This is a genomic window from Achromobacter sp. SX5 (assembly GCF_056711425.1).
The window spans coordinates 2,873,629-2,895,491 of sequence record NZ_CM160041.1 but is presented as its reverse complement, the minus strand read 5'-3'; the positions used below and the strand labels follow the sequence as shown (position 1 = coordinate 2,895,491).

At 68.8% G+C, this 21,863-nt stretch carries 24 protein-coding genes; 18 read left to right on the top strand and 6 right to left on the bottom strand.

Translation table 11 applies throughout. The annotated features are described in order from the left end of the window. Positions 1–80: 80 nt before the first annotated feature. Entirely contained in the window at positions 81–875 is a 795-nt protein-coding gene (locus tag AC1M14_RS13680) for a helix-turn-helix transcriptional regulator (RefSeq protein ID WP_479729808.1), read from the bottom strand. Between the two features lie 161 nt (positions 876–1,036). Between AC1M14_RS13680 and AC1M14_RS13675 the strand changes: the two genes are divergently transcribed. The 8 genes from AC1M14_RS13675 to AC1M14_RS13640 all read left to right on the top strand — a co-directional run bounded on the left by AC1M14_RS13675 (position 1,037) and on the right by AC1M14_RS13640 (position 8,672). Beyond that, on the top strand, positions 1,037–2,752 hold the full coding sequence (locus AC1M14_RS13675; protein ID WP_479729807.1) for an FAD-dependent oxidoreductase: 1,716 nt from the start codon (positions 1,037–1,039) through the stop codon (positions 2,750–2,752). Continuing rightward, the gene (locus tag AC1M14_RS13670) at positions 2,727–2,933 is read left to right on the top strand and encodes a DUF2783 domain-containing protein (protein ID WP_102771153.1); all 207 of its coding nucleotides are present in this window, start codon (positions 2,727–2,729) and stop codon (positions 2,931–2,933) included. Before AC1M14_RS13675 ends, AC1M14_RS13670 begins: the two co-directional genes overlap by 26 nt. 13 nt (positions 2,934–2,946) lie before the next feature. Then, positions 2,947–3,528 (top strand): VOC family protein, encoded by a 582-nt coding sequence (locus AC1M14_RS13665; protein ID WP_111825163.1) that lies wholly within the window; start codon positions 2,947–2,949, stop codon positions 3,526–3,528. A gap of 36 nt (positions 3,529–3,564) precedes the next feature. Next, on the top strand, positions 3,565–4,524 hold the full coding sequence (locus AC1M14_RS13660; protein WP_102771155.1) for an MBL fold metallo-hydrolase: 960 nt from the start codon (positions 3,565–3,567) through the stop codon (positions 4,522–4,524). Between the two features lie 52 nt (positions 4,525–4,576). Beyond that, a complete protein-coding gene (locus tag AC1M14_RS13655; protein ID WP_479729806.1) occupies positions 4,577–5,605 on the top strand; it encodes a fumarylacetoacetate hydrolase family protein in 1,029 nt (342 codons plus the stop codon). A 103-nt stretch (positions 5,606–5,708) separates the two neighbouring features. Next, positions 5,709–7,052 (top strand): MFS transporter, encoded by a 1,344-nt coding sequence (locus AC1M14_RS13650; protein ID WP_209165368.1) that lies wholly within the window; start codon positions 5,709–5,711, stop codon positions 7,050–7,052. 100 nt (positions 7,053–7,152) lie between these two features. Next, on the top strand, positions 7,153–7,965 hold the full coding sequence (locus AC1M14_RS13645) for a nickel/cobalt efflux transporter (RefSeq protein ID WP_479729805.1): 813 nt from the start codon (positions 7,153–7,155) through the stop codon (positions 7,963–7,965). Positions 7,966–8,048: 83 nt separating this feature from the next. After that, positions 8,049–8,672, top strand: a complete 624-nt coding sequence (locus AC1M14_RS13640; protein WP_209165369.1) for a glutathione S-transferase N-terminal domain-containing protein — start codon at positions 8,049–8,051, stop codon at positions 8,670–8,672. A gap of 42 nt (positions 8,673–8,714) precedes the next feature. On the opposite strand, the gene AC1M14_RS13635 is transcribed toward AC1M14_RS13640, so the two are convergent. Both AC1M14_RS13635 and AC1M14_RS13630 read right to left on the bottom strand, forming a co-directional pair. Next, complete coding sequence (locus tag AC1M14_RS13635) at positions 8,715–9,701, bottom strand: Bug family tripartite tricarboxylate transporter substrate binding protein (protein ID WP_102771160.1); 987 nt, start codon at positions 9,699–9,701, stop codon at positions 8,715–8,717. Positions 9,702–9,862: 161 nt separating this feature from the next. Next, complete coding sequence (locus AC1M14_RS13630; protein ID WP_102771161.1) at positions 9,863–10,705, bottom strand: IclR family transcriptional regulator; 843 nt, start codon at positions 10,703–10,705, stop codon at positions 9,863–9,865. 221 nt (positions 10,706–10,926) lie between these two features. Here AC1M14_RS13630 and AC1M14_RS13625 point away from each other — a divergent pair, with 221 nt between their 5' ends. The 8 genes from AC1M14_RS13625 to AC1M14_RS13590 are packed head-to-tail and all read left to right on the top strand — an operon-like array spanning position 10,927 to position 17,062. Further along, on the top strand, positions 10,927–11,730 hold the full coding sequence (locus AC1M14_RS13625) for an enoyl-CoA hydratase-related protein (protein WP_479729804.1): 804 nt from the start codon (positions 10,927–10,929) through the stop codon (positions 11,728–11,730). A gap of 50 nt (positions 11,731–11,780) precedes the next feature. Continuing rightward, complete coding sequence (locus AC1M14_RS13620; RefSeq protein ID WP_479729803.1) at positions 11,781–12,680, top strand: SDR family NAD(P)-dependent oxidoreductase; 900 nt, start codon at positions 11,781–11,783, stop codon at positions 12,678–12,680. 16 nt (positions 12,681–12,696) lie between these two features. Further along, positions 12,697–13,377, top strand: a complete 681-nt coding sequence (locus tag AC1M14_RS13615) for a 3-oxoacid CoA-transferase subunit A (protein WP_102771165.1) — start codon at positions 12,697–12,699, stop codon at positions 13,375–13,377. Next, complete coding sequence (locus AC1M14_RS13610) at positions 13,361–14,032, top strand: 3-oxoacid CoA-transferase subunit B (protein WP_102771166.1); 672 nt, start codon at positions 13,361–13,363, stop codon at positions 14,030–14,032. The genes AC1M14_RS13615 and AC1M14_RS13610 overlap by 17 nt, the downstream gene beginning before the upstream one ends. Positions 14,033–14,051: 19 nt before the next feature. Next, on the top strand, positions 14,052–15,017 hold the full coding sequence (locus tag AC1M14_RS13605) for an NAD(P)H-dependent flavin oxidoreductase (protein WP_209165372.1): 966 nt from the start codon (positions 14,052–14,054) through the stop codon (positions 15,015–15,017). Between the two features lie 28 nt (positions 15,018–15,045). After that, the gene (locus AC1M14_RS13600) at positions 15,046–15,510 is read left to right on the top strand and encodes a MaoC family dehydratase (RefSeq protein WP_102771168.1); all 465 of its coding nucleotides are present in this window, start codon (positions 15,046–15,048) and stop codon (positions 15,508–15,510) included. Continuing rightward, positions 15,507–15,905, top strand: coding sequence for a Zn-ribbon domain-containing OB-fold protein (locus AC1M14_RS13595; RefSeq protein WP_479729802.1), 399 nt, complete (start codon positions 15,507–15,509; stop codon positions 15,903–15,905). Before AC1M14_RS13600 ends, AC1M14_RS13595 begins: the two co-directional genes overlap by 4 nt. Continuing rightward, positions 15,905–17,062 carry an acetyl-CoA acetyltransferase gene (locus AC1M14_RS13590; protein WP_479731802.1) on the top strand — a complete coding sequence of 386 codons (1,158 nt, stop codon included), beginning with the start codon at positions 15,905–15,907 and terminating at the stop codon, positions 17,060–17,062. Before AC1M14_RS13595 ends, AC1M14_RS13590 begins: the two co-directional genes overlap by 1 nt. Positions 17,063–17,118: 56 nt before the next feature. Here the strand turns inward: AC1M14_RS13590 and AC1M14_RS13585 are convergent, their stop codons facing one another. Next, on the bottom strand, positions 17,119–17,409 hold the full coding sequence (locus AC1M14_RS13585; protein WP_479729801.1) for a nucleotidyltransferase family protein: 291 nt from the start codon (positions 17,407–17,409) through the stop codon (positions 17,119–17,121). Positions 17,410–17,860: 451 nt separating this feature from the next. Here AC1M14_RS13585 and AC1M14_RS13580 point away from each other — a divergent pair, with 451 nt between their 5' ends. After that, positions 17,861–19,225, top strand: coding sequence for an APC family permease (locus AC1M14_RS13580; RefSeq protein WP_479729800.1), 1,365 nt, complete (start codon positions 17,861–17,863; stop codon positions 19,223–19,225). Positions 19,226–19,276: 51 nt separating this feature from the next. Next, a complete protein-coding gene (locus AC1M14_RS13575; RefSeq protein WP_102771171.1) occupies positions 19,277–20,116 on the top strand; it encodes an SAM-dependent methyltransferase in 840 nt (279 codons plus the stop codon). Here AC1M14_RS13575 and AC1M14_RS13570 read toward each other — a convergent pair. Together AC1M14_RS13570 and AC1M14_RS13565 are read right to left on the bottom strand one after the other, a co-directional pair. Continuing rightward, complete coding sequence (locus tag AC1M14_RS13570; RefSeq protein ID WP_102771172.1) at positions 20,113–21,420, bottom strand: type II toxin-antitoxin system HipA family toxin; 1,308 nt, start codon at positions 21,418–21,420, stop codon at positions 20,113–20,115. The two genes, AC1M14_RS13575 and AC1M14_RS13570, sit on opposite strands and share 4 nt — an antisense overlap. A gap of 15 nt (positions 21,421–21,435) precedes the next feature. Continuing rightward, complete coding sequence (locus AC1M14_RS13565) at positions 21,436–21,780, bottom strand: helix-turn-helix transcriptional regulator (RefSeq protein WP_111825150.1); 345 nt, start codon at positions 21,778–21,780, stop codon at positions 21,436–21,438. Between the last annotated feature and the right edge of the window lie 83 nt (positions 21,781–21,863).

Here is a 21,863-nt window from a genome sequence, read left to right as displayed (position 1 = left end):
TCTGTTCGGAGGGGGCATCATAGCGCGGGGCTATCCCCTTCCATCCGTCCGATATTGTTCGGAACCGGCGCGCGGAATGTTCAGGACGATTTTTCGATGCCGCCGGCCGCCGCCGGCGCCTTGACCAGGAATTCCTTCAGGCTGGCCACGTTGTTCTTCTTGAAAATGCGGTTCTTGTAGGTGATCACGGTAGCGGGCGACAGGCCCAGTTCGCGCCCCACTTCCTTGGCGGTATGGCCCTGGCGCAGCAGTTCGGCCACCTGGATCTCGCGCCAGGACAGGCCACAGGCCCAGTTCGCCGCGCGCGCCGGTTCGGCGTGCGCGCCGCACAACTGGTGGTGGCGCCGCGCCAGCGCGAGCAGCAGCGGCGCGCGCACGCGCAGCAGCTCGGTGACTTCGGGCCTGTGCATGCGCGAAAAGTACAGGTTCACGTAGCTGATGCCGTCGCCGCGCGCGCCGATGAGCGAAATCTTGCTGGCGAATCCCGGGCGCTCGAAGAGCACGCGCCGGTACTGCGTGTCCGAGATGTGCTCGGGCGACTCCGGGCGGATGATCAGCTCCGGATGGCGCTCGGGCTGGCACGCCATGTCGCGCAGCAGCGCGTAATTGGGGTCGCGGCGGTAAAAGCCGTCGTCCACATAGACGTTGGTGGTCCATTCGATGAGCGACTGGTTCAGCAGGCTGGCCGACGACGAGTACCGCACCTGCCCGTCATGGCCGTACAGCACGTGCGACACATGATCGGCGGCGACGCCCTCGCGCAGGGACAGCAGCAGCGCGGCATGGAACATCGGACCGCCCAGGTCCATCACGGCGGACTCCACCCATCGGTCCGGCTCCGCCGCCGCGGGTAGCGGATTGCTTGTCTCTTCCATGGTTCTGTCATTCCCCGCTTGCGCGTGTTTTTTCCCATTCTACGGTCATCCAGGACCGATGCGTGTCCTCGTCCGTGAGGACATGACGAAGCCATTACACGCTCCTAGAGTGGTAACCGCAACGCAGTGCCATGAGATTAATCAAACTATCAGGGAAAACCATGAAAGAGCTTCCCATCTACGCTTACAAGCGACCCGAGGAGATGGACCACCCTTGCGCCGAGCCGCATCCGGTGGTCGTCGTGGGGGCCGGCGTGACCGGCCTGACGATGGCGCTGGACCTGGCGCGCCGCGGCGTGCCCGTGGTGGTGCTGGATGACGACAATACGGTCGGCGTGCGCGGCCTGGCCTCGCGCGGCATGGTCTGGGCCCAGCGCTCGCTGGACATCCTGGACCGGCTGCGCGCGGTCGGCGGCATCGTCGGCACCGGCGTGCACTGGAACGTCGGCCGCGTGCTGTGCAAGGACCAGGCCGTGGCGTCCTTCACGCTGCAGGACCAGCCCGACATGCGCCACAACGGCTTCGTGAACCTGCAACAGTACTACCTGGAATCCTTCCTGGTCGATGCGCTGGTGCAGGAGCCGCTGGCCGAGTTGCGCTGGCTGAACCGGGTCACCGGCATCGAGCCGGGCAAGAACGGCCCCGCCACGCTGGAGGTCGAGACCCCGGACGGCCCCTACCGCGTCAGCGCGCAATGGGTGATTGCCTGTGACGGCGCCAACAGCCCGATCTGCGGCATGCTGGGCCTGCGCCCGCGGGTGCACGACCGCACCGAGGACCGCTGGGTCATCATCGACATCGTCCTGCGCAACACCACCTGGCCCGAAGAGCGCTGGACCTGGCTGGACGCCCAGAGCAACCACGGCCGCGCGGTCTGGCGCCACAAGATGGCCGACGACACCTGGCGGCTGGACTTCCAGCTGCGTCCCGAAGAGGACGCCGCGCAGGCGGTCACCGAAGCATCCATGCGCCAGCGCGTCTGGGACCTGCTGGGCGAGAAAGTGGAGTTCGACATCGCCTGGCACGGCGTCTGGGCCTACCGCCACGAATGCCTGGACAACCTGCGCCACCACCACGTGCTGTTCGCCGGCGACTCGGCCCACCTGCTCGCGCCCTTCGGCGCGCGCGGCGGCAACGGCGGCATCCAGGACGCGGACAACCTGGGCTGGAAGCTCGCCCTGGTGCTGGCCGGCAAGGCCGACGAGTCGCTGCTGGACACCTATAGCGTGGAACGCCGGCACGCGGCGATGGAAAACATCCGCCAGGCGCGCCGCTCCGCCCGCTTCGTCTATCCGGCCCCGGGCAGCTCGGCCGCCATGTGGCGCGACGCCATCATCGGGCTGGCCCCGACGCACGAAACCGTGGCCCGCATGGTCAATACCGGCCGCCTGTGCATGCCCGCCGTCTATCCCCCCTCGCCGCTGGTGCGCGGCGCGCACGCCCATGCCGGGCGCGCGCTGCCCAACATCGTGCTGCGCCGCGCCGATGGCCTGACGCTGTACGACGTGGCCGGACCGTGGTTCACGGTGCTGGTGTTCGGCGACGCGCTGCCGGCCGGCGCGCCCGCCGGGCAGGACGAGAACTCGCTCGTGAAATGGGTGGCCGTCGGCCCGCTGTGCGATGAACGCGGACGCGCCGCGCTGGCGCACCAGCTCGGCGTCGCGATGGACGGCCAGGCCTGGCTGCTGCGTCCCGACCAGCACGTCATGGCCGCCAGCGCGCCCGAGGTGCAGGACGCCGACGCGCTGCTGGCCTGGGTGGCCGAGGCGCTCGGCCGGGCCTCCGCCCTCTCCTCCTCGTTCCAATCCTTCCCGGAGGCCAGCAGCCTCCCCAAATCCGGAGATGCCAGCCATGTCGCTTTCTCAGCAACAGCTTGACGATCTGCTCGAGCGCCTGGTGGCGCTGACGGACGTGCCCGACCCCGTGGCCCAACGCGACCGCCTCGCGCGGCTGTCGCTGTGCCTGATCGAAGCCCTGGACGACGGCCCCCGGGCCCAGGCGATCCTGGACAAAACGCTGGCGGATCATCCGGATTCGCCGGCGCTGACCCTACCCTGAAGGAGACGGCGCCATGACGCTCAATCCATCGCAGTCCAACCAGTCCATCAAGGGCCTGCACCACTTCGCGTGGCGCTGCCGCGACGCCGAGGAGACCCGCCGCTTCTACGAAGACGTGCTGGGCCTGCCGCTGGTCCACGTCATCAAGGAGGAGCGCGTGCCCTCGACCGGAGAACTGTGCCCCTACGTGCACCTGTTCTTCGAGTTCGCGGACCACTCCTACATCGCCTTCTTCGACCTGGGCGACAACCGGCTGAGCGAGTTCGATCCGGACACCCCGCGCTGGGTCAACCACTTCGCCATGGAGATCGACAGCGAGGCCGAACTGGAGCGCATGCGCCGGCGGCTCGTCGAACACGGCATCGAAGTCGTGGGCCCGACGGACCACCACTTCATCCGCTCGATCTATTTCTTCGACCCCAACGGCATCCGGCTGGAACTGACCGTGCGCGTGCCCAAGGACGAATACGTCAGCCGCAAGCGCCGCAGTGCGCATGACGAACTGGCCGCCTGGACCCTGGACAAGGCCGCCGGCCTCAAGCCCGGCGCCACCGGCACCAGCAGCGCCGAGCGCCGCCGTGAACACGCCGGCTGAGGCCGCCCGCCACCCCCCATCAAGTAAAGGAACACCATGAGCAAACCCTTCGCCTCCCAGGCCGACCTGACGGAAAAAAAGGTCTCCTTCCAACGCCTGTCCGAGAACGCTTACGCCTACGTGGCCGACGGCGATCCCAATTCGGGCGTGATCATCGGCGACGATTGCGTGATGGTGGTCGACGTGACCGCCACGCCGGCCATGGCGCAGGGCCTGATCCGCGCGATCCGCGGCGTGACCGACAAGCCCATCCGCCACGTCGCCCTCACCCACTACCATGCCGTGCGCGTGCTGGGGGCCTCTGCCTTCGCCGCCGAGGGCGCGGTCAACGTGTTCGCCAGCCGCGGCACCCATGACCTGATCGTGGAGCGCGGCCAGGCCGACATGGATTCGGAGATCGGCCGCTTCCCGCGCCTGTTCCAGTCCGTCGAGACCATCCCCGGGCTGACCTGGCCCACTGTGGTGTTCGAACGCGAGCTGACCATCTTCCTGGGCAGCCTGGAAGTGCGCATGATGCACCTCGGGTCCGCCCATACCCGCGGCGACTCGGTGGTGTGGATTCCGTCGCAGGGCATCTGTTTCTCCGGGGACCTGGTGGAGTTCAACGCCGGCGTCTACACCGGCGACGCCCACTTGGCCGACTGGCCGTCCACGCTGGACAAGCTGCAGGCGCTGCAGCCGCGCCAGATGGTGCCGGGCCGCGGCCCCGCGCTGACCACGCCGGAAGGCTGCCGCGAAGCCATCGACTACACGCGCAGCTGGGTGCAGACCCTGTACGGCTGCGCCCAGGACGGCGTGGCCAAGGGCAAGAGCCTGAAGCAGGTCTACGAAGACACGCGCCGCGTGATGGATCCGAAGTTCGGTCACGTCTTCATCTACGAGCACTGCATTCCGTTCGACATCTCCCGCGCCTTTGACGAGGCCAGCGGCATTTCGGTGCCGCGCGTCTGGACCGCCGAGCGCGATCGCGAGATGTGGGCCGCGCTCACCGCCTGATCCTGCGGCCCCCCTGGCGGGGGCCGGCCTCTATCTACGGAGCAATCTGAATATGAAACTCGCCACCCTGACGAACGGCACCCGCGATGGCGAACTGGTCGTCGTGAACCGCAACCTGACGCGCATGCGCGCCGTTGCGCACATCGCCGCGACCCTGCAGCAGGCGCTGGACGACTGGGCCCGCAAGGCCCCGCTGCTGCAGGCCGAATACGAATCGCTGGATTCCGGCGCCGGCCCCAGCCAGTCCTTCGACCCGGCGCGCTGCGCCGCCCCGCTGCCGCGCGCCTACCAATGGCTGGACGCCTCGGCCTACCTGAACCACGTGGACCTGACGCGCCGCGCCCGCGGCGGCGAAATGCCGCCCTCGTTCCTGACCGATCCGGTGATGTATCAGGGCGGCTCGGACGACTTCATGGGGCCGCGCGAAGACATCACGGCCGCCAGCGAGGACCTGGGCGTGGACCTGGAAGCCGAGGTCATCGTGGTCACCGACGACGTGCCGCTGGGCGTGGACGCGGACAAGGCGCTGGACCACGTGGTGCTGCTAGGTCTCATCAACGACGTGACGCTGCGCAACATCGTGCTGCCGGAACTGGCCAAGGGCTTCGGCTTCGTGCAGGGCAAGCCGGCCTCGGCGCTGTCGCCCGTGCTGGTCACGCCCGACGAGCTGTCGCCCTACTGGCGCGGCGGCAAGCTGCACCGCGCCATGCACGTCTGGCTCAACGACAAGCAGATCGGCCAGCCCCAGGCCGGCGAGGAAATGCAGTTCCATTTCGGCGAACTGATCGCGCATGCGGCCCGCACCCGCCGCCTGGGCGCCGGCACGCTGCTGGGCAGCGGCACCATCTCCAACGCCAGCGACGCCGCCGGCGTCTGTTGCCTGGTGGAGGCCCAGGTGCGCGAAAAGCTGCGCGACGGCGCGGTCAGCACGCCCTTCCTCAAGCATGGCGACCGGGTCCGCATCGGCATGCGCGACGACGCGGGCCAGAGCCTGTTCGGCGACATCGAGCAGGCCGTGCGTATCCCGGGCACCCGCCCCCTGCCCCAGACCGCGCCGGCGGCCGAAACGGCCGCGGCCTGAACGGGCAAGGCAAGCTGCGCCGCCGCGCCCGCCCGGCGCGGCGGCGCCCTCTCTGAAGAACACACAAAAGCAGGACCCGCTGCAAGCCCCCAAGGAGACATCCATGCAGACAGAACTTTCCGCCGCCGGCGCCGCGGGCGCTCCCGCTGCGCCCGGCGCACTGGTCAGCGCCGAAGACCGCAAGGTGCTGGCGGCCACGCTGGTCGGTTCGGCCATCGAGTGGTACGACTATTTCATCTACGTCCAGGCCGCCGGCCTGGTGCTGGGGTCGCTGTTCTTTTCCCCCTTCGCCAAAGAAAACCCCGAGCTGTCGCTGATCCTGTCGTTCGCGACGGTGGGCGTGGCCTTTCTGTTCCGGCCGCTGGGCGCTCTGTTCTGCGGCTACATGGGCGACCGCTACGGCCGCAAGCGGGTGCTGGCCGCCACGCTCATCCTGATGGGCGTGTCCACGTCGCTGATCGGCGTGCTGCCCACTTACGCGCAGATCGGCATCTGGGCGCCCATCATGCTGGTGGCGCTGCGGGTGCTGCAGGGCTTCTCGGCCGGCGGCGAATGGGGCGGCGCGGCGCTGATGGCGGTGGAGCACGCGCCCGGCAACCGCCGCGCGCTGTTCGGCGCGTTTCCGCAGATCGGCGTGCCGCTGGGCATGATCGTGGCCACCGGCGTGCTGTGGCTCATCACGGCGGCGATCGGGTCGGAGCGCTTCATGGCCTGGGGCTGGCGCATTTCGTTCCTGCTGTCCATCGCGCTCATCATCGTCGGGGTGATCATCCGCCGCGCGGTGGAGGAATCGCCGGTGTTCCTGGAGATGCGCTCGCGCCGCAGCCATTCCTCGGCGCCGCTGGGCACGCTGCTGCGCAAGCATCCGCGCGAAATCGTGCTGACGACGCTGATCTTCGTGGGCAACAGCACGGGCGGCTACCTGCTGGTGGGTTACTTCATCAGCTATGGCAGCCGGGCGCTGCACATGCCGGCCCAGGAAGTGCTGATGATCTGCACGCTGGCGGCGGTCTGCTGGCTGGGCTCCACGCTGCTGGGCGGCTGGCTGGGCGACCGCATCGGCCGCGTGCGCACCTTCCAGCTGGGCTATGTGCTGCTGGCGCTGTGGGCCATTCCGATGTGGAGCTTCATCGACTCGGGCGACGTCACGCAGTTCGCGTTCGCCCTGGTGGTGATGGCCGTGCCGCTGGGCCTGACCTATGGCCCGCAGGCGGCGCTTTACGCCGAGATGTTCCCGGCGGACGTGCGCTATTCGGGCGTGTCCACGGGCTATGCGCTGGGCTCCATCTTCGGCGGCGCCTTCGCCGCCATGATCGCCCAGGCCATCATCACGGCCACCGGGCTGTCCTGGATGGTGGGCGTCTACCTCATCGTGATGGCGGCGATATCGTTCATCGCAGTGACGCTGGTCAAGGATCGTCCGGGCGCCAACCTGCACGCCGACTGAAGCGGGCCCATGACGCCCCGGCGGGCGTCATGGGTATTGTCCGCAAATCCCGCCGGGGGGGAATAAGATTGCCGCCTTGCAACTGTAGGCGCCCCCCCTGATGCTGTCCTTCTCCGAATTGCTTGCCCAGGGCGCCGCGCACGCCTGGCTGTTCATTCCCAGCGCCATCCTGCTGGGCGCCCTGCACGGGCTGGAGCCCGGCCACTCCAAGACCATGATGGCCGCCTTCATCGTCGCGATCCGCGGCACGGTGTGGCAGGCGGTGCTGCTGGGGCTGACGGCGACGGTGTCGCATACCCTGGTGGTCTGGGGCATCGGCCTGGGCGGCATGCTGCTGTGGCAAGGCGTGGACGCCGAGGCCATAGAGCCCTACTTCCAGCTGGCCTCGGGCGTGGTCATCGTGCTGATCGCGATCTGGATGTGCTGGCGCACCTGGCGCGAACAGCAGGCGGCGCACGGCCACCATCATCACCACCACCATCATCACGACCACGATCACCACCACCATCATCACGACGACGGTGGGCAATACCAGGACGCGCACCAGCGCGCGCACGCCAGCGACATCCAGCGCCGCTTCGCCAACCGGCGCGTCACCAACTGGCAGATCGCGCTGTTCGGCCTGACCGGCGGCCTGATTCCCTGTCCGGCCGCCATCACGGTGCTGCTGCTGTGTCTGCAATTGAAGGAGTTCACGCTGGGCGCGGTGCTGGTGCTGTGTTTTTCCATCGGGCTGGCCATCACGCTGGTGACGGTGGGCGCGGTCGCGGCGCTGGGCGTGCGCCACGCGGCGCGGCATGCGCCCTGGCTGGGCGCGCTGGCGCGGCGGGCGCCGTACCTGTCCGGGGTGCTGATCATAGCCGTGGGCATTTATGTGGGCCTGCTGGGCTGGTCCAACCTGCCGGCGGCCTGAATTCCCGGTCGGCGGGCGCGGTCTTGGAGGGCCGCCGCGATGGGGGGATAATGGTTTTTTCACCCTGCCGAAAGAGGATGCCGATGTCCCGCTGGACCTTTTACTCCGCCCCTGGCACTTGCGCGCTTGCCACCCATATCGCCCTGCATGAAGCCGGCGCCGACTTCGATCTGGTCAAGCTGGATTTCAGCGCCGGGCAGCAGCAAAGCCCCGAGTACCTGCGCGTCAACCCCAAGGGCCGCGTGCCCGCGCTGGCCACCGAACACGGCGTGCTGACCGAGACCCCGGCGCTGCTGGCCTTTGTGGCGCAGCGCTTTCCCGAGGCCGGGCTGGCGCCGCTGGACGATCCGTATGCGTTCGCGCGCATGCAGGAACTGAACAGCTATCTGGCTTCCACCGCCCACGTGGCGCACGCGCACAAGCGGCGCGGGGCGCGCTGGGCCGACGATCCGGCCGCGCACGAGGCCATGCGCGCCAAGGTGCCGCAGGCCATGACCGCCTGCGCGGCCTACCTCGAAACGCAGATCGCCGGCCCCTGGATCGCCGGCGAGCGCTACAGCGTGTCCGACGGCTACCTGTACACCATCGGCAGCTGGCTGGAAGCCGACGGCGTGGACATGGCCAAGTTTCCCAAGCTGACCGACTACCTGGCGCGCGTCGAGGCGCGCCCGGCGGTGCAGCGCGCCCGCGCCGAAGCCCAGGCCTGACGGCCTTGCGGGCGGCCGACAGCGCCGCCCGCCATCCTGCGCTTATTCCGCAGACAGCTTCAGTTTCCTGATCCAGTCGCCGAAGCGCGCGATTTCCGACTGGTAGAACGCGCCCAGCTCCTGCGGCGTGCGGTAGGCGCCTTCGGCCGATTGCGCGTCCAGGCTTTTCTGCACCTCGGGATTGGCCAGCGCGGCCTTGTTGGCCGCGTTCAGTTTCTGCACCACGGCCTCGGGCGTACCGGCCGGCGCGAACAGCGCATACCACTGCGAGAACTCCAGCCCCGGATAGCCGGCCTCGGCCATGGTGGGCACGTCGGGCAGCGCGCGCGTGCGCTGCGGATGGGCGACCGCCAGGATCTTGATGCGGCCGGACGCCTGCTGCGTGGTGGCCGAGGCCGTGCCCACGAAGGCCAGGTCGACCTGGCCGCCCATCGCGTCCGTGACGGCCGGGCTGTCGCCCTTGTACGGTACGTGCACCATGTCCAGGCCGGTGGCGGCCTTGAAGGCCTCGCCGGTGAGGTGGCCCGTGCCGCCCACGCCGCTGCTGCCGAAGGACAGGCGGTGGGTCTTGCCGTAGGCCAGCAGGTCCTGCACGCTGTCGATGCCCAGCCCGGCGTTGACCACCATCACAATGGGCACCGACGCCACCATGGCCACGGGCGTGAAGTCCTTGCTGGCGTCGTAGGGCTGTTTCTTGTACAGCGTGGGATTGGTGCCGTGCGTGGCGCTGTTGCCCATGAGGATGGTGTAGCCGTCCGGCGTGGACTTGGCCACGGCCGACGCGCCTATCATGCCGTTGGCGCCGCTTTTGTTGTCGACCACGATATTGGCCTTCAGCGACTCGCCCATGTAGCGGGCCATCAGGCGCGTCAGGTAATCGTTCGCTCCGCCGGCGGCGTAGGGCGAAATGAACTGCACGGGCCGGTCCGCGGGATATTCCGCGAGCGCAGGCAGGGCCAGGCCCGCGGCCAGCAGCCCTGCTCCGATGCGGCCGGCCAGCCGCAATCCGAATGGACGAAAGTTCAGCATAGGGTGTCTCCTCAGACTGTGCGTGGATTTTTGGAATACCGGAACCGGCTTGCCCTTCGGTTCACGTCGTCCGCAGTCTAAGAGGCGGGCGGCGGCCGTGCGCCGCCCGCTGGCGCGCGCCGCGCAGATTCGGGTCCACTGTGTGGAATTCCGGCGCCCGTTCAGGCCAGCGCCAGCGTGGGCATGGCGTACGGGACGCGGTCGCGGTCCACGTAGCCGCGCAGCTCGGCCTCGATCGAGCGCACGGTGTCGTCCAGGCAGCGCACCACCATCTCCAGCCGGTCGTGCCCCAGGCGCGAGGCCAGCGTGGACACGCTGATGCCGGCGGCCGGCGTGCCATCGGGCGCGCGGATCGCCATGCCGACCGAATGCACCGGCGGCTCGTCCATGACCTTGTTGGTGGCGTAGCCGCGGCGGCGGGTGCTTTCGATACTGGCCCGCAGGGCCGCCTCGGTAAAGCGCGGGCTCTTGCGGCGCGTGCGCTCGACGTTGATGCGGCAGATGCGGTCGATCTCGTCGTCGGGCAGCGCGCTCAGCAGCGCCAGGCCGCTGGCGCCGACGTTCAGCGGCCGGTGCCGGCCCACGTCGTGCACGAACATCTTTATGGGGAAAGCGCCGTCGGCGCGCGCCACGCAGATGCCGTCGAAACCCGAGCGCACGGTCAGGAACACCGTGTCGCCGGTGTGCTCGGCCACCGCTTCCACATAAGGCAGGCAGATGTCGCGCACCGCCAGCTTGGGCGCGGCGGCCAGGCCCAGCTCGTAGGCCAGCGCGCCCAGGTAATAGCGCTTGCTCTGCAGGTCCTGGCGGATCAGCTTTTCGGCCACCATGCCCTGCAGCAGCCGGTGCGCGGTGGGACGTTCCAGCCCGGTGCGCCGATACAGCTCCACCAGCCGGCTGCCGCTGCGGTTGTTGACCGCGATGATGCGCAGCAAGGCGATGGCGCGCTGCAATGACTGGGTGCCCGCGGCGCCGATGGCGCCGCCGGTGCTGGCCTGGTTCATGATGGTCTCCTCGCCCGCGGCCGGGCCGTGGGGCGTGTTTTTAATGGTCTACATTGCGGACGCTTGTTTTGCCGTCATTGTGCCCCCTGCCCCGCGCCGGTTGAAGCGCGAGTTCACGATACGGACTCTTTTTGCGGCGGCCGGCCGGGCCCGGGCGCGGCCCGCGGGCCAAAACGCCGCAACATAGGGGCCTGTTATCTCCGCAACCGAACTGGAAGGCCATGGCACTGGAGCAAGAACTGATCGTCCGCCTGGAGGCGGGCGTGCTGTGGCTGACGCTGAACCGGCCCGACCGCCGCAACGCGCTCAGCCCTGCCCTGTATGAGGTGCTGCGCGACGCGCTGGAGGCCGCCGGGCGCGATCCGGCGGTCGGCGCCGTGGTGCTGGCCGGCGCGGGCGGCGCCTTTTGCGCGGGCGGCGACATGGACCGCATGCGCCGCCAGGCCGAGTCCGCGCCGCCCTCGCCCGCCCAGCGCATCGCCGCCATGCGCGGGCGCACCCGCATCGTCGAATACCTGCACGGCATGCCCAAGCCCGCCATCGCCATGATCCGCGGCGCGGCCGTGGGCGCGGGGCTGTCGCTGGCGCTGGCCTGCGACCTGCGTTATGGGGATGCCAGCGCCAGGCTGCGCACCGGCTTTATCGGCGCGGGCGTGCCGGGCGATTTCGGCGGCCATTATTTCCTGCCGCGCATCGTCGGCCCGGCCAAGGCGCGCGAACTCTACCTGCGCTCGCCGATGCTGTCGGCCGCGCAGGCCGAGCGCCTGGGCCTGCTCAATGCGGTCTACGACCCGGACCGGCTCGAACCGGAGGTGGCCGCCATCGCCGGCGCCCTGGCCCGCGGCCCGCAGCCGGCCGTGGCCCGCATGAAGGAAAACCTCAATGACGGCCTGGCGCTGGACCTGGCCGCCCTGCTCGATCGCGAATGCGAGCGCCACGTCGAATGCGTCGACAGCCCCGATCACCGCGAGGCGGTGCTGGCGTTCACGCAGAAGCGCGCGCCCGTGTTCCAGGGGGCGGCCTGATCCGTCCGGCCGCGCAACAAGTTTCCCGACCATCCAAGTAAGGAGTTTCGATGTCCACACTATGCAAAGACCGGGTCGTGATCGTGACCGGCGCCGGCCGCGGCATCGGCCGCGAATACGCGCTGCAGCTGGCGCGGCTGGGCGCGCGCGTCGTGGTCAACGACCTGAGCGTGTCGCGCTCGGGCGAGGACACCGGCGAGAGCACCGCCGCGGCCGTCGTGCGCGAGATCGTCGAAAGCGGCGGCCAGGCCATCGCCAACCACGAGAACGTGGCCGACTTCGCCGGCGCCCGGCGCATGATCGAGGCGGCGCTGGACCACTACGGCGCGCTGCACGGCCTGGTCAATAACGCCGGCATCCTGCGCGACCGCACGCTGTGCAATATGAGCGAAGAGGAATGGGACGCCGTCATCGAGGTGCACCTGAAAGGCACGTTCGCGCCGTCGCGCCACGCGGCCGCCCACTGGCGCGACCTGTGCAAGAAGACCGGCGAGCCGGTCGGCGGGCGCATCGTGAACACCTCTTCGTCCTCGGGGCTGTACGGCAATATCGGCCAGATCAACTACGGCGCGGCCAAGGCGGGCATCGCCGCCATGACCATCATCGCCGCGCGCGAGCTCAAGCGCTACGGCGTGACGGTCAACGCGATCAATCCCCATGCCCAGACCCGCATGACCGAAGGCCTGCGCGAGCGCAGCGCCGCAGAGATCGAGGCGCGCCATCCGCGCTGGATCGCCCCGGCGGTGGCCTGGCTGGTCAGCGCCGAGAGCAGCGACGTGACCGGCCGCATCTTCGAGCTGGGCGGCGGCCATCTGGCGGCGATGGAAGGCTGGCGCCGCGGCCCCGCGGCCGAGCCGGTCGACGACGCCGCGCGGATCGGGCCGGTGCTGCGCGATCTGGCGCAGCGCGCCCGCCGCAACGTCGATATGAAAGGCCACGATCTGGACTGACCCGGGAGAGCCTGCCGTGATCGACAAGCAAGTGAGTTCCATAGCCGAAGCCGTGGCCGGCATCAAGGATGACTCGGTCATCCTGGTCGGCGGCTTCGGTTCCTCCGGCCGTCCGGCCGATCTGATGGAGGGCCTGCTGGACCTGGGCGTCCGGGGCCTGACCATCGTGGCCAACAACGCCACCGTCGGCGACGACATCGTCAGCGAGCTGATGGCCGCCGGCCGCATCCGCAAGGTGGTGTGTTCGTTTCCGCGCGGCCTCAAGGGCCGCACGATCTTCGACGAGCTGTACGGCGCGGGCAAGATCGAACTGGAGCTGGTGCCGCAGGGCACCCTGGCCGAGCGCATCCGCGCCGGCGCGGCCGGCATCGGCGGTTTCTTCACGCGCACCGCGGCCGGCACCCGCCTGGCCGAGGGCAAGGAAACCCGCGTCATAGACGGGCAGACCTACGTGCTGGAGCGCCCCATCAAAGGCGACGTGGCGCTGCTCAAGGGCCTGCACGGCGACCGCTGGGGCAATCTGGTCTATCACCGCGGCGCGCGCATCAACAACCCCGTCATGGCCGGCGCGGCCAGGCTGGTCGTCGCCCAGGTGCGCGGCATCGTGCCGCTGGGCGCGCTGGACCCGGAACACATCGTCACGCCGGGCGTTTTCGTGGATCGTTTAGTGGAGGTGCCCAATGAGCGCAAGGCTTAGCCGCCAGGATATCGCCCGCGTCGCCGCCCGGGACATACCGGACGGCGCCTGCGTCAACCTCGGCATCGGCCTGCCGACCCTGATCGCCGACCACGTGCCGCCCGGCCGCGAGCTCATGCTGCACAGCGAACAGGGCCTGCTGGGCCTGGGGCCGGCGCCGGCCCCGGGCGAGGAAGACTACGACGTGATCAACGCCGGCAAGCTGCCGGTGACGCTGCTGCCCGGCGCCTCGGTGTTCAGCCACAGCGAATCGTTCCTGATGATCCGCGGCGGCCATATCGACATCGCCTGCCTGGGCGCGTTCCAGGTGGCGGCCAATGGCGACCTGGCCAACTGGACCGTGGACGCCCCCGGCCAGATCCCGGGCGTGGGCGGGGCCATGGACCTGGCGGCCGGCGCCGAACAGGTCTGGGTGTTGATGGAGCACTGCACCCGCGACGGCGCGCCGCGCATCCTGGAGCAATGCAGCTATCCCCTCACCGCGCCGGACTGCGTGGACCGCATCTACACCGATCTGGCGGTGATCGACGTCACCGCCGCGGGACTGGTCGTGCGCCGCCTGGCCGAAGGCTGGACGCTGGAGGCGCTGCAGGCGCTTACCGGCGCCCCGCTGACGCTGGCGCCGGACTGCTCGCCCTACCGCGCCGACCTATAGAGAAGACAAGGAGCACAATGTGCAGACCGCAGTAACCCGCATGCTCGGCATCGAGCATCCCATCGTCCAGGGCGGCATGCAGTGGGTGGCCCGCGCCGAACTCGCCGCGGCCGTCTCCAACGCCGGCGCGCTGGGCATACTGACCGCGCTGACCCAGCCCAGCCCCGAGCACCTGCGCCGCGAAATCGCCCGCATGCGCGAGATGACGGACCGCCCCTTCGGCGTGAACCTGACCTTCCTGCCCACGCTCAAGCCGGTGCCGTACGCCGAGTACCGCGACGCCATCATCGAATCGGGCGTCAAGATCGTGGAGACGGCCGGCAACAATCCCGGCGAACACATGCCGGCCCTGAAGGCCGCCGGCGTGCGCGTGATCCACAAATGCACCACCCCGCGCCATGCCCGCAAGGCGCAGGAGATCGGCGTGGACATCGTGTCCATCGACGGCTATGAGTGCGCCGGCCACGTGGGCGAGAACGACATTCCGGGCCTGATCCTGATTCCGGCCACGGTGGCGCAGGTGTCGATACCGGTGATCGCCTCGGGCGGCTTCGGCGACGCGCGCGGCCTGGTGGCCGCGCTGGCCCTGGGCGCCGAGGGCATCAACATGGGCACGCGCTTCATGTGCACCCGGGAGTCGCCGGTGCACGAGTCGATCAAGCAAGCCATCACCCGCTCCAGCGAAACCGACACCCGGCTGATCCTGCGCAGCCTGCGCAACACCAGCCGCGTCTGGGCCAACCAGCTGTCGGCCGAGGTGGTGGCGCTGGAGCGCGCCGGCGCGGGCATCGACCGCATCGGTCCGCTGGTGGCCGGCGCCAAGGGGCGCGGCGTCTACGAAAGCGGCGACGTCGAAAGCGGCATCTGGACCGTGGGCATGATCCAGGGCCTGATCGACGACATTCCGGCCTGCGGCGACCTGGTGCGCCGCATCATGGACCAGGCCCACGGCCTGGTGTCCGGACGCCTGGCCGCCCTGCTCTGACCCATTCTTTCTTACCTGGAGGCAGCCCATGCTGACTTTGGAAACCCCTTACGAACTCGAAGCCCACGTCGGCAAAGTCCTGGGACGGACCGGCTGGATCGAAGTCACCCAGCCCATGATCGACGAATTCGCCCGCCTGTCGGGCGACGACAACTGGATCCACGTGGACGTGGAGCGGGCCCGGCGCGAACTGCCGGACGGTAAGACCATCGCCCACGGCATGCTGACGTTCTCGCTGATGTCCGGCATGGGCGGCGAGATCGTGCAGGTGCGCCAGCGCGGGCGCGGCATCAACTACGGCTCCAACAAGGTCCGCTTCACCGCGCCGGTGCAGGTGGGCTCGCGCATCTGCCTGGAGCGCAGCCTGGTGGCCTTCGAACGCCTGGAAGGCGCGGTGCGCCTGACCTACGGCAACACCATGTACCGCGAAGGCCAGGAACGCCCGGTCATGGTGGCCGAAACGCTGAACCTGATGTACGAAAAGGGCAAATGATGAGAGTCGACGACGCAGCCGGCACGGGCGCGCCCTATGCGCGTTACGTGCGGCATCTGAAGGCCGGCGAACTGGCCTATCAATTCAGCCCGGCGGCCGGGCGCGCCGTGTTCTTTCCGCGGGTGCGCTGCCCCTACACCGGCCAGGACAGCCTGCAATGGCGCATCAGCGCCGGCATCGGCACCGTGTACAGCACCTCGGTGGTCTACCCGCGCAAGGGCGCGCCCTACAACGTGGCGCTGATCGACCTGGACGAAGGGTTCCGGATGATGAGCCGGGTCGAGGCGGCCGACCCCCTGCAGGTCGCCATCGGCCAGCGCGTGCGCTTTCGCGCCGCGGCCGAGGAAGGCCTGGACGATCCCGTCGCCGTGTTCACGCCGCTGGAGTCCGCATGATGAACGACGATTTCCGACCCGGCCGCGCCGTGGTGGCGGGCGCGGCCGAATCCGACCTGGGCGCCGTGGGCGAGGCCTATACGGCGCTGGACCTGATGGCCCAGGGCGTATACCGCGCCCTGGACGACTGCGGACTGTCCATCAAGGACGTGGACGGCCTGTTCTGCGCCACCACCCAGAGCCGCCTGGCGGGCCTGGCGCTGGCCGAATACCTGCAGCTGCCGGAAGCCTACATCGACTCCACCTCCACCGGCGGCTCGTCGTTCATGGGGCACCTGGCGCGGGCCGAGGCGGCGATCGCCGCCGGCCTGTGCGAGGTCGCCGTGGTGGCCTACGGCAGCACCCAGCGCTCGCTGGGCCGCAAGAACACCAGCCGGCCGGAATGGAACCCCTACGAATCGCCCTACAAGCCCTTCCTGCCGGCCACGGCCTACGCCATGGCGGCCGCCCGTCACATGCATGAATTCGGCACCACCCGCGAGCAGCTGGCCGAAGTCGCCGTGGCGGCGCGCCAGTGGGCGCTGCTGAATCCCATGGCCTGGGAGCGCGAACCCCTGACGGTCGAAGGCGTGCTGTCTTCGCGCATGGTCAGCCATCCGCTCACCATCCGCGACTGCTGCCTGGTCTCCGACGGCGGCGGCGCGCTGGTGCTGACCACGCCGGCGCGGGCGCGCGGGCTGCGCACCGCCCCGGTCTACCTGCTGGGTTCGGGCCATTGCAGCACCCACCTGACCATCAGCAACATGCCCGACCTGGTCAATACCGGCGCGCGTGTGTCCGGCGAGATCGCGTATGCACAGGCCGGCCTGACCGCCTCCGACATGGACGTGGTGGGCCTGTACGACGCCTTCACCATCAACACCGTGCTGTTCCTGGAGGATCTGGGCTTTTGCGCCAAGGGTGAAGGCGGCGCCTTCGTCGCCAACGGCCGCATCGCGCCAGGCGGCCAGTTGCCCGTCAACACCAACGGCGGCGGGTTGTCGTACTGCCACCCCGGCATGTACGGCATCTTCCTGCTGATCGAAGCCGTCCGCCAGTTGCGCGGCGAATGCGGCCAGCGCCAGGTCGAGGGCGCCGAAGTCGCCCTGGCGCATGGCAACGGCGGCGTGCTGTCGTCGCAGTACACGGTGATTCTGGGCGGGGCTTCGACGGTTTAGGTGTTCTCGGGTGTCGCCTTGATGCGGTGTTAGAACTGAGGCGATGCTGGCCGCGTTTATACCGGCTGCGCCTGCGCGAGCACCTTGGCCCGGACCTTTGGCGGCAGGTCGCCGGGCGTTCGCAAATCGACGTGGATGCCCAGCAGGGATTCCAGTTCCTCTTGCAGTCCACCCAGGTCGAACAGGGTGGCTTCCGGCAGCGCGTCGACCAGCAGATCGATATCGCTGCCCTCCCGGTCGGTGCCATGCAGCACGGAACCGAAGACGCGCGGATTTGCTGTGCGATATCGGCCTACTGCTTCGCGTACTGCACTGCGCTTCATGTCTAGCACGACGGACGGTCGCATGAGCATCCTCTCTGGTCGAAACCCGTTCCGATCATAGGCAGCCAAGGGGGGCATTTCAAGAACCGTTTCGGAGAATCGCCCTGGCCCGACTTTCCCGAGCAGCGGCAATTCGCCGGCAAATACCCAATTTCAGTGATTCCCAGCCGAGCGCCAGCGGTATCTAATGCTCACGCCGGGGCGCGAGCATGAAGTAGCTTCAGAGAAATCACTTTAACTAATTCACCTTATATAACTACGAACAATCTCAAATAATCAATCACTTAAAACGATAAGTTAAAGTTGTTTGATGCAGGAAGTGTCGCAATGGGCCAGACGCTTCCTGCATTTTTTTCGGGTAAACCCGAAGAAACTTTCCAGGACATATCCGAGTCGATAATTGTTCAGGTTATTGTCAGATGCTGCCGCCCGGCGGCATCCGCGCCTGCCCTTTCCCGCCGACCCGAGAGCCCCGATGACAAGGTCCGCCGCGCGTTCGTCCGCGAGTCTCCAGCATGCGCCCCCTGCCGCCGGCCTGTCGGTGCTGGATGCGACGATGGTGCTGGTGGGCGTGGTCATCGGCATCGGCATATTCGGCTTTCCTCCGCTGGTGGCCCAGCACGCCGCTTCCGAAGCCGCCTATGTGGCGCTGTGGGTGGCGGGCGGCTGCGTGATGCTGGTGGGGGCGCTGTGCTATGCGGAGCTGGGCTCGGCCTATCCGGGCGCCGGCGGCGAATACCTGTACCTGACGCGGGCCTGGGGCCAGCGCGTGGGCGTGATGTTCGCGTGGGCGCGCTGCACGGTGATCCAGACCGGCGCGATCGCGGTGGTGGCCTATATCTATGGCGATTATGCGCAGCGCCTGGCGCCGCTGGGCGATTACGGCCCTGCCCTGCACGCGGCGCTGTCGGTGGTGGCGCTGACCGCGCTGAACGTGGCGGGCACGCGCTATTCCAAGCGCCTGCAATGGGTGTTCACGCTGCTGACGCTGGCGGCGCTGGCCGCGGTGCTGGTGGCCAGCCTGTCGGCCACCGCGCAAGGCCCGCTGCGCGACGTGGCGCCGATGCCGCTTGCCGGGCATCCGGCCGGCCTGCTGGGCATGGGCATGGTGTTCGTGCTGCTGACGTACGGCGGCTGGAACGAGGCCGCCTATCTGAGCGGCGAACTGCGCGAGCCGGGCCGCAACATGAGCCGCGTGCTGCTGCTGGGCACCGTGGTGGTCACCGCCGCCTATGTGCTGACCAACCTGGCCCTGCTGGAGATCTTCGGGCTGCAGGGGCTGCGCGACACGCCCGCGCTGGGCGCCGACGTCATGCAGCTGGCGGCCGGCCCGTATGCCGCGGCCCTGCTCAGCCTGACGATCTGCGCCACGGCGCTCAGCACCATCAACGGCACCATCATCACCGGCGCCCGCGTGTACTGCGCGCTGGGCCGTGACGTGCCGCGCCTGGGCGCGCTGGCGGCCTGGAACGCGCGCAACGAAACCCCGGCCGCTGCGCTGCTGGCGCAGGGCGCGATCACGCTGGCGCTGATCGGGCTGGGCGCGTTCAGCAAGAACAGCGTGCAGACCCTGGTGGCCTACACCGCGCCGGTGTTCTGGCTGTTCATGCTGCTGGTGGCGGCCTCGGTGTGGCGGCTGCGGCGGCTGGACCCCGACCGTCCGCGCCCGTTCCGGGTGCCGCTGTATCCCCTGCCCCCCTTACTGCTGGCGCTGGTGTGCGCCGGCCTGGTGTATTCGAGCGCCGTCTACGCGGGAGCCGGCGCCCTGATCGGATTGGCCGTCCTGGCGGCGGGCCTGCCCATGCTGCGCCTGGCCCGCCCGCAGCCGCCGCCAGATTAGGCGCGGCGCTTGCAGACGGCTTTACGCAACCCCACGCAAGGAGCCTGCATCATGCAAATCGCGATTCCGTTCCAACGGCCCGGCGTCCGGGCGGCTTCGGCCGCGGCGCTGGCCCTGGCCTGCGTTCTGGGCGCCGCCGCGCAGGCCGCGCCCGCGGCGGCCACCGAACAACAGCAGGACTACGAGCCCAGCGTCGGCCAGGACGGCAAGGACGTCATCTGGGTGCCCACGCCCCAGACCCTGGTCGACAAGATGCTGGACATGGCCAAGGTCACGCCGCGCGACCGGCTGATGGACCTGGGCTCGGGCGACGGCCGTACCGTGATCACCGCCGCCCAGCGCGGCCTGACGGCCCAGGGCATCGAGTACAACCCGGACCTGGTGGCGCTGTCGCGCCGCAACGCCGAGCGCGCCGGCGTGGGCGACCGGGCCACGTTCGTGGCGGCCGACCTGTTCGCCACCGACCTGTCCAAGGCCGACGTCATCACCATGTTCCTGCTGTCGACCATCAACGAAAAACTGCGGCCCAGGCTGCTGGAGCTGGCGCCGGGCACGCGCGTGGTGTCGAACACGTTCCGCATGGGCGACTGGGAGCCGGACGCCGAGGAAACCGTGACCGAGAACTGCAGCAGCTATTGCACCGCGCTGCTGTGGATCGTGCCGGCCAAGGTCCAGGGCAAGTGGGACGTGGACGGCCAGACGCTGCACCTGGAGCAGCACTACCAGAAGCTGTCCGGCAAGCTGGGTTCGGTCCCGATCTCCGATGCGCGGCTCAACGGCGCCGAAATCGCCTTCACGGTGGACGGCGTGCGTTATACGGGCGTGGTCAATGGCAAGACCATGAGCGGCAAGGCCGCGGGCCGCGGGAGCTGGTCGGCCAGGCGCGCCTAGGAATCGTTGCGCCAGGCCATCAGCGAGGCCTCGACGTGGCCGACTTCCTGGGCGCTCATGCCGGCCATGTCGTAGTAGCGCCCGCGTTCGGCCACCACGCCGCGCACGTGGTCCAGGATCTGGCGGGCGGCGGTTTCGGAGCGCAGGCCGAAGCGGCGGTATTCGCTCAGGCAGTTCTGGAACGAGCTTTCGCGCCCGGCCGCGCCGATATGCAGATAGTGCCTGGCAGAGCCTTCCTGCGTCACCACGTCGAACAGCGGCGACAACCGGTAGCTGTGGGCGTTTTCGTCCTTGAGAAAGCCGACGTTCTTCAGGTGGTCGTCGGTGTTGTGCACGGCCACGTTCAGCACCATGCGGGCGTAGAGCTCCTTCAGGTCCTGCACCGGGTTGGACGACACGCGGCGGGCCACGTCGGCCAGGCGGGCGTAGGAATACGTGGCCTTGCCGCGCGGCCCGTCCAGTTCGCGCTTGCCGATCTGGACGGACGGGCTGATGAGCGAGGCCCCGCTCAGAAAATGGCGGCGCGCGACGATGGGGTCCGCGCCCTTGCCCGCCGGCAGCAGTTCGCGGTCGAAGCGATGGGTCAGCAGCACCGCGCCCAGCCGCGTTTCGGCCAGCCGGATCTCGGGAACGGTCAGGCCGATGGCCCTGGCCATCTGCAGGTTGGCGTACTCGACCCGCTGGCGGTCGTAGGAATCGCCCTTGCGCGGGAATTTGGCGATCCACATCTCGCCCTGGTCGTCGCGCACGATGGTCTTGGGGCGCGCCCCGCCGATGTCCCATGAACTGCCCAGGATGTCGCGGTACAGGCCCTTGGGCTTGACGCCCTGGTCGATGTCGGTGAGCAGCCCGGCCAGCGATTCCAGCTGGCTGACTTCGGGCAGGCGGTAGGTCTTGCGCATATTGGGCGTGAGCTGGCGCGCGCTGAAGAACAGCGCCCCCACGCCCATTCCGCGGCCCTTGAGCAACACCTCGTCTTCGGTCACGCGCGCGCCGGCGTTGTCGATGCGCATGACGTTGCGGCCCCAGGCGTCGGGCGCGGCGTCGAATATGGCGCCGAGTTTTTCGTAGCGGCTTTCGGTGCGGAACGTGCTGCGGGCGTCGACCAGCGGCAGGTTCAGCGGGTCCAGCGCGAAGGCGCGCGGGTCATCCACGTAGGACTGCACGTAGGTGAATTCGGCGAAAAAGCGGTTCTCGTCCGTGTCGTCCAGCGTCAACAGGCCGGCCAATACGGCCTCGCCGCGGATGTCGACGTAGACGTACAGCTCGCTTTCGACCGATTTGTGCTTCTTGCCGGTAGCCATGTGCGCAGACGCTTCTTACAGCCGGGTGGGATCGGCCCGGTGCGAGTGCAGCGCGCCCGCGCCGCCGCGGCTGGGCCGGCGCATTGCGTCGAGCCGCTTGCCGACGCCGTCCTGCTCGGGATCGCCGAGCGCGTAGAGCTGGTCCGCGTAGCCGTACTGGAGCAAGGCTTCCACGGCCAGCGCCAGCGACACGCCGCCGTCGCCGCGTTCGAGACGGGCGATGGTGGCGCGCGACACGCCCATGCGGCTGGCCAGCGTGGACTCGGTTTCGGCGCGCCGCAGCCGGGCGGTGCGGATATTGGCGCCGATCCGGGCCAGCGCTTCGGCGGCCTCGAAGCTGGGTTCGATCTTCTTTTTCATGACTCAATAATAGTGCTTAATCTATTGGAATGCACCATAAATGAGGCATGTCAGAAAATAAATTGGGTCATTAATAGCGCATT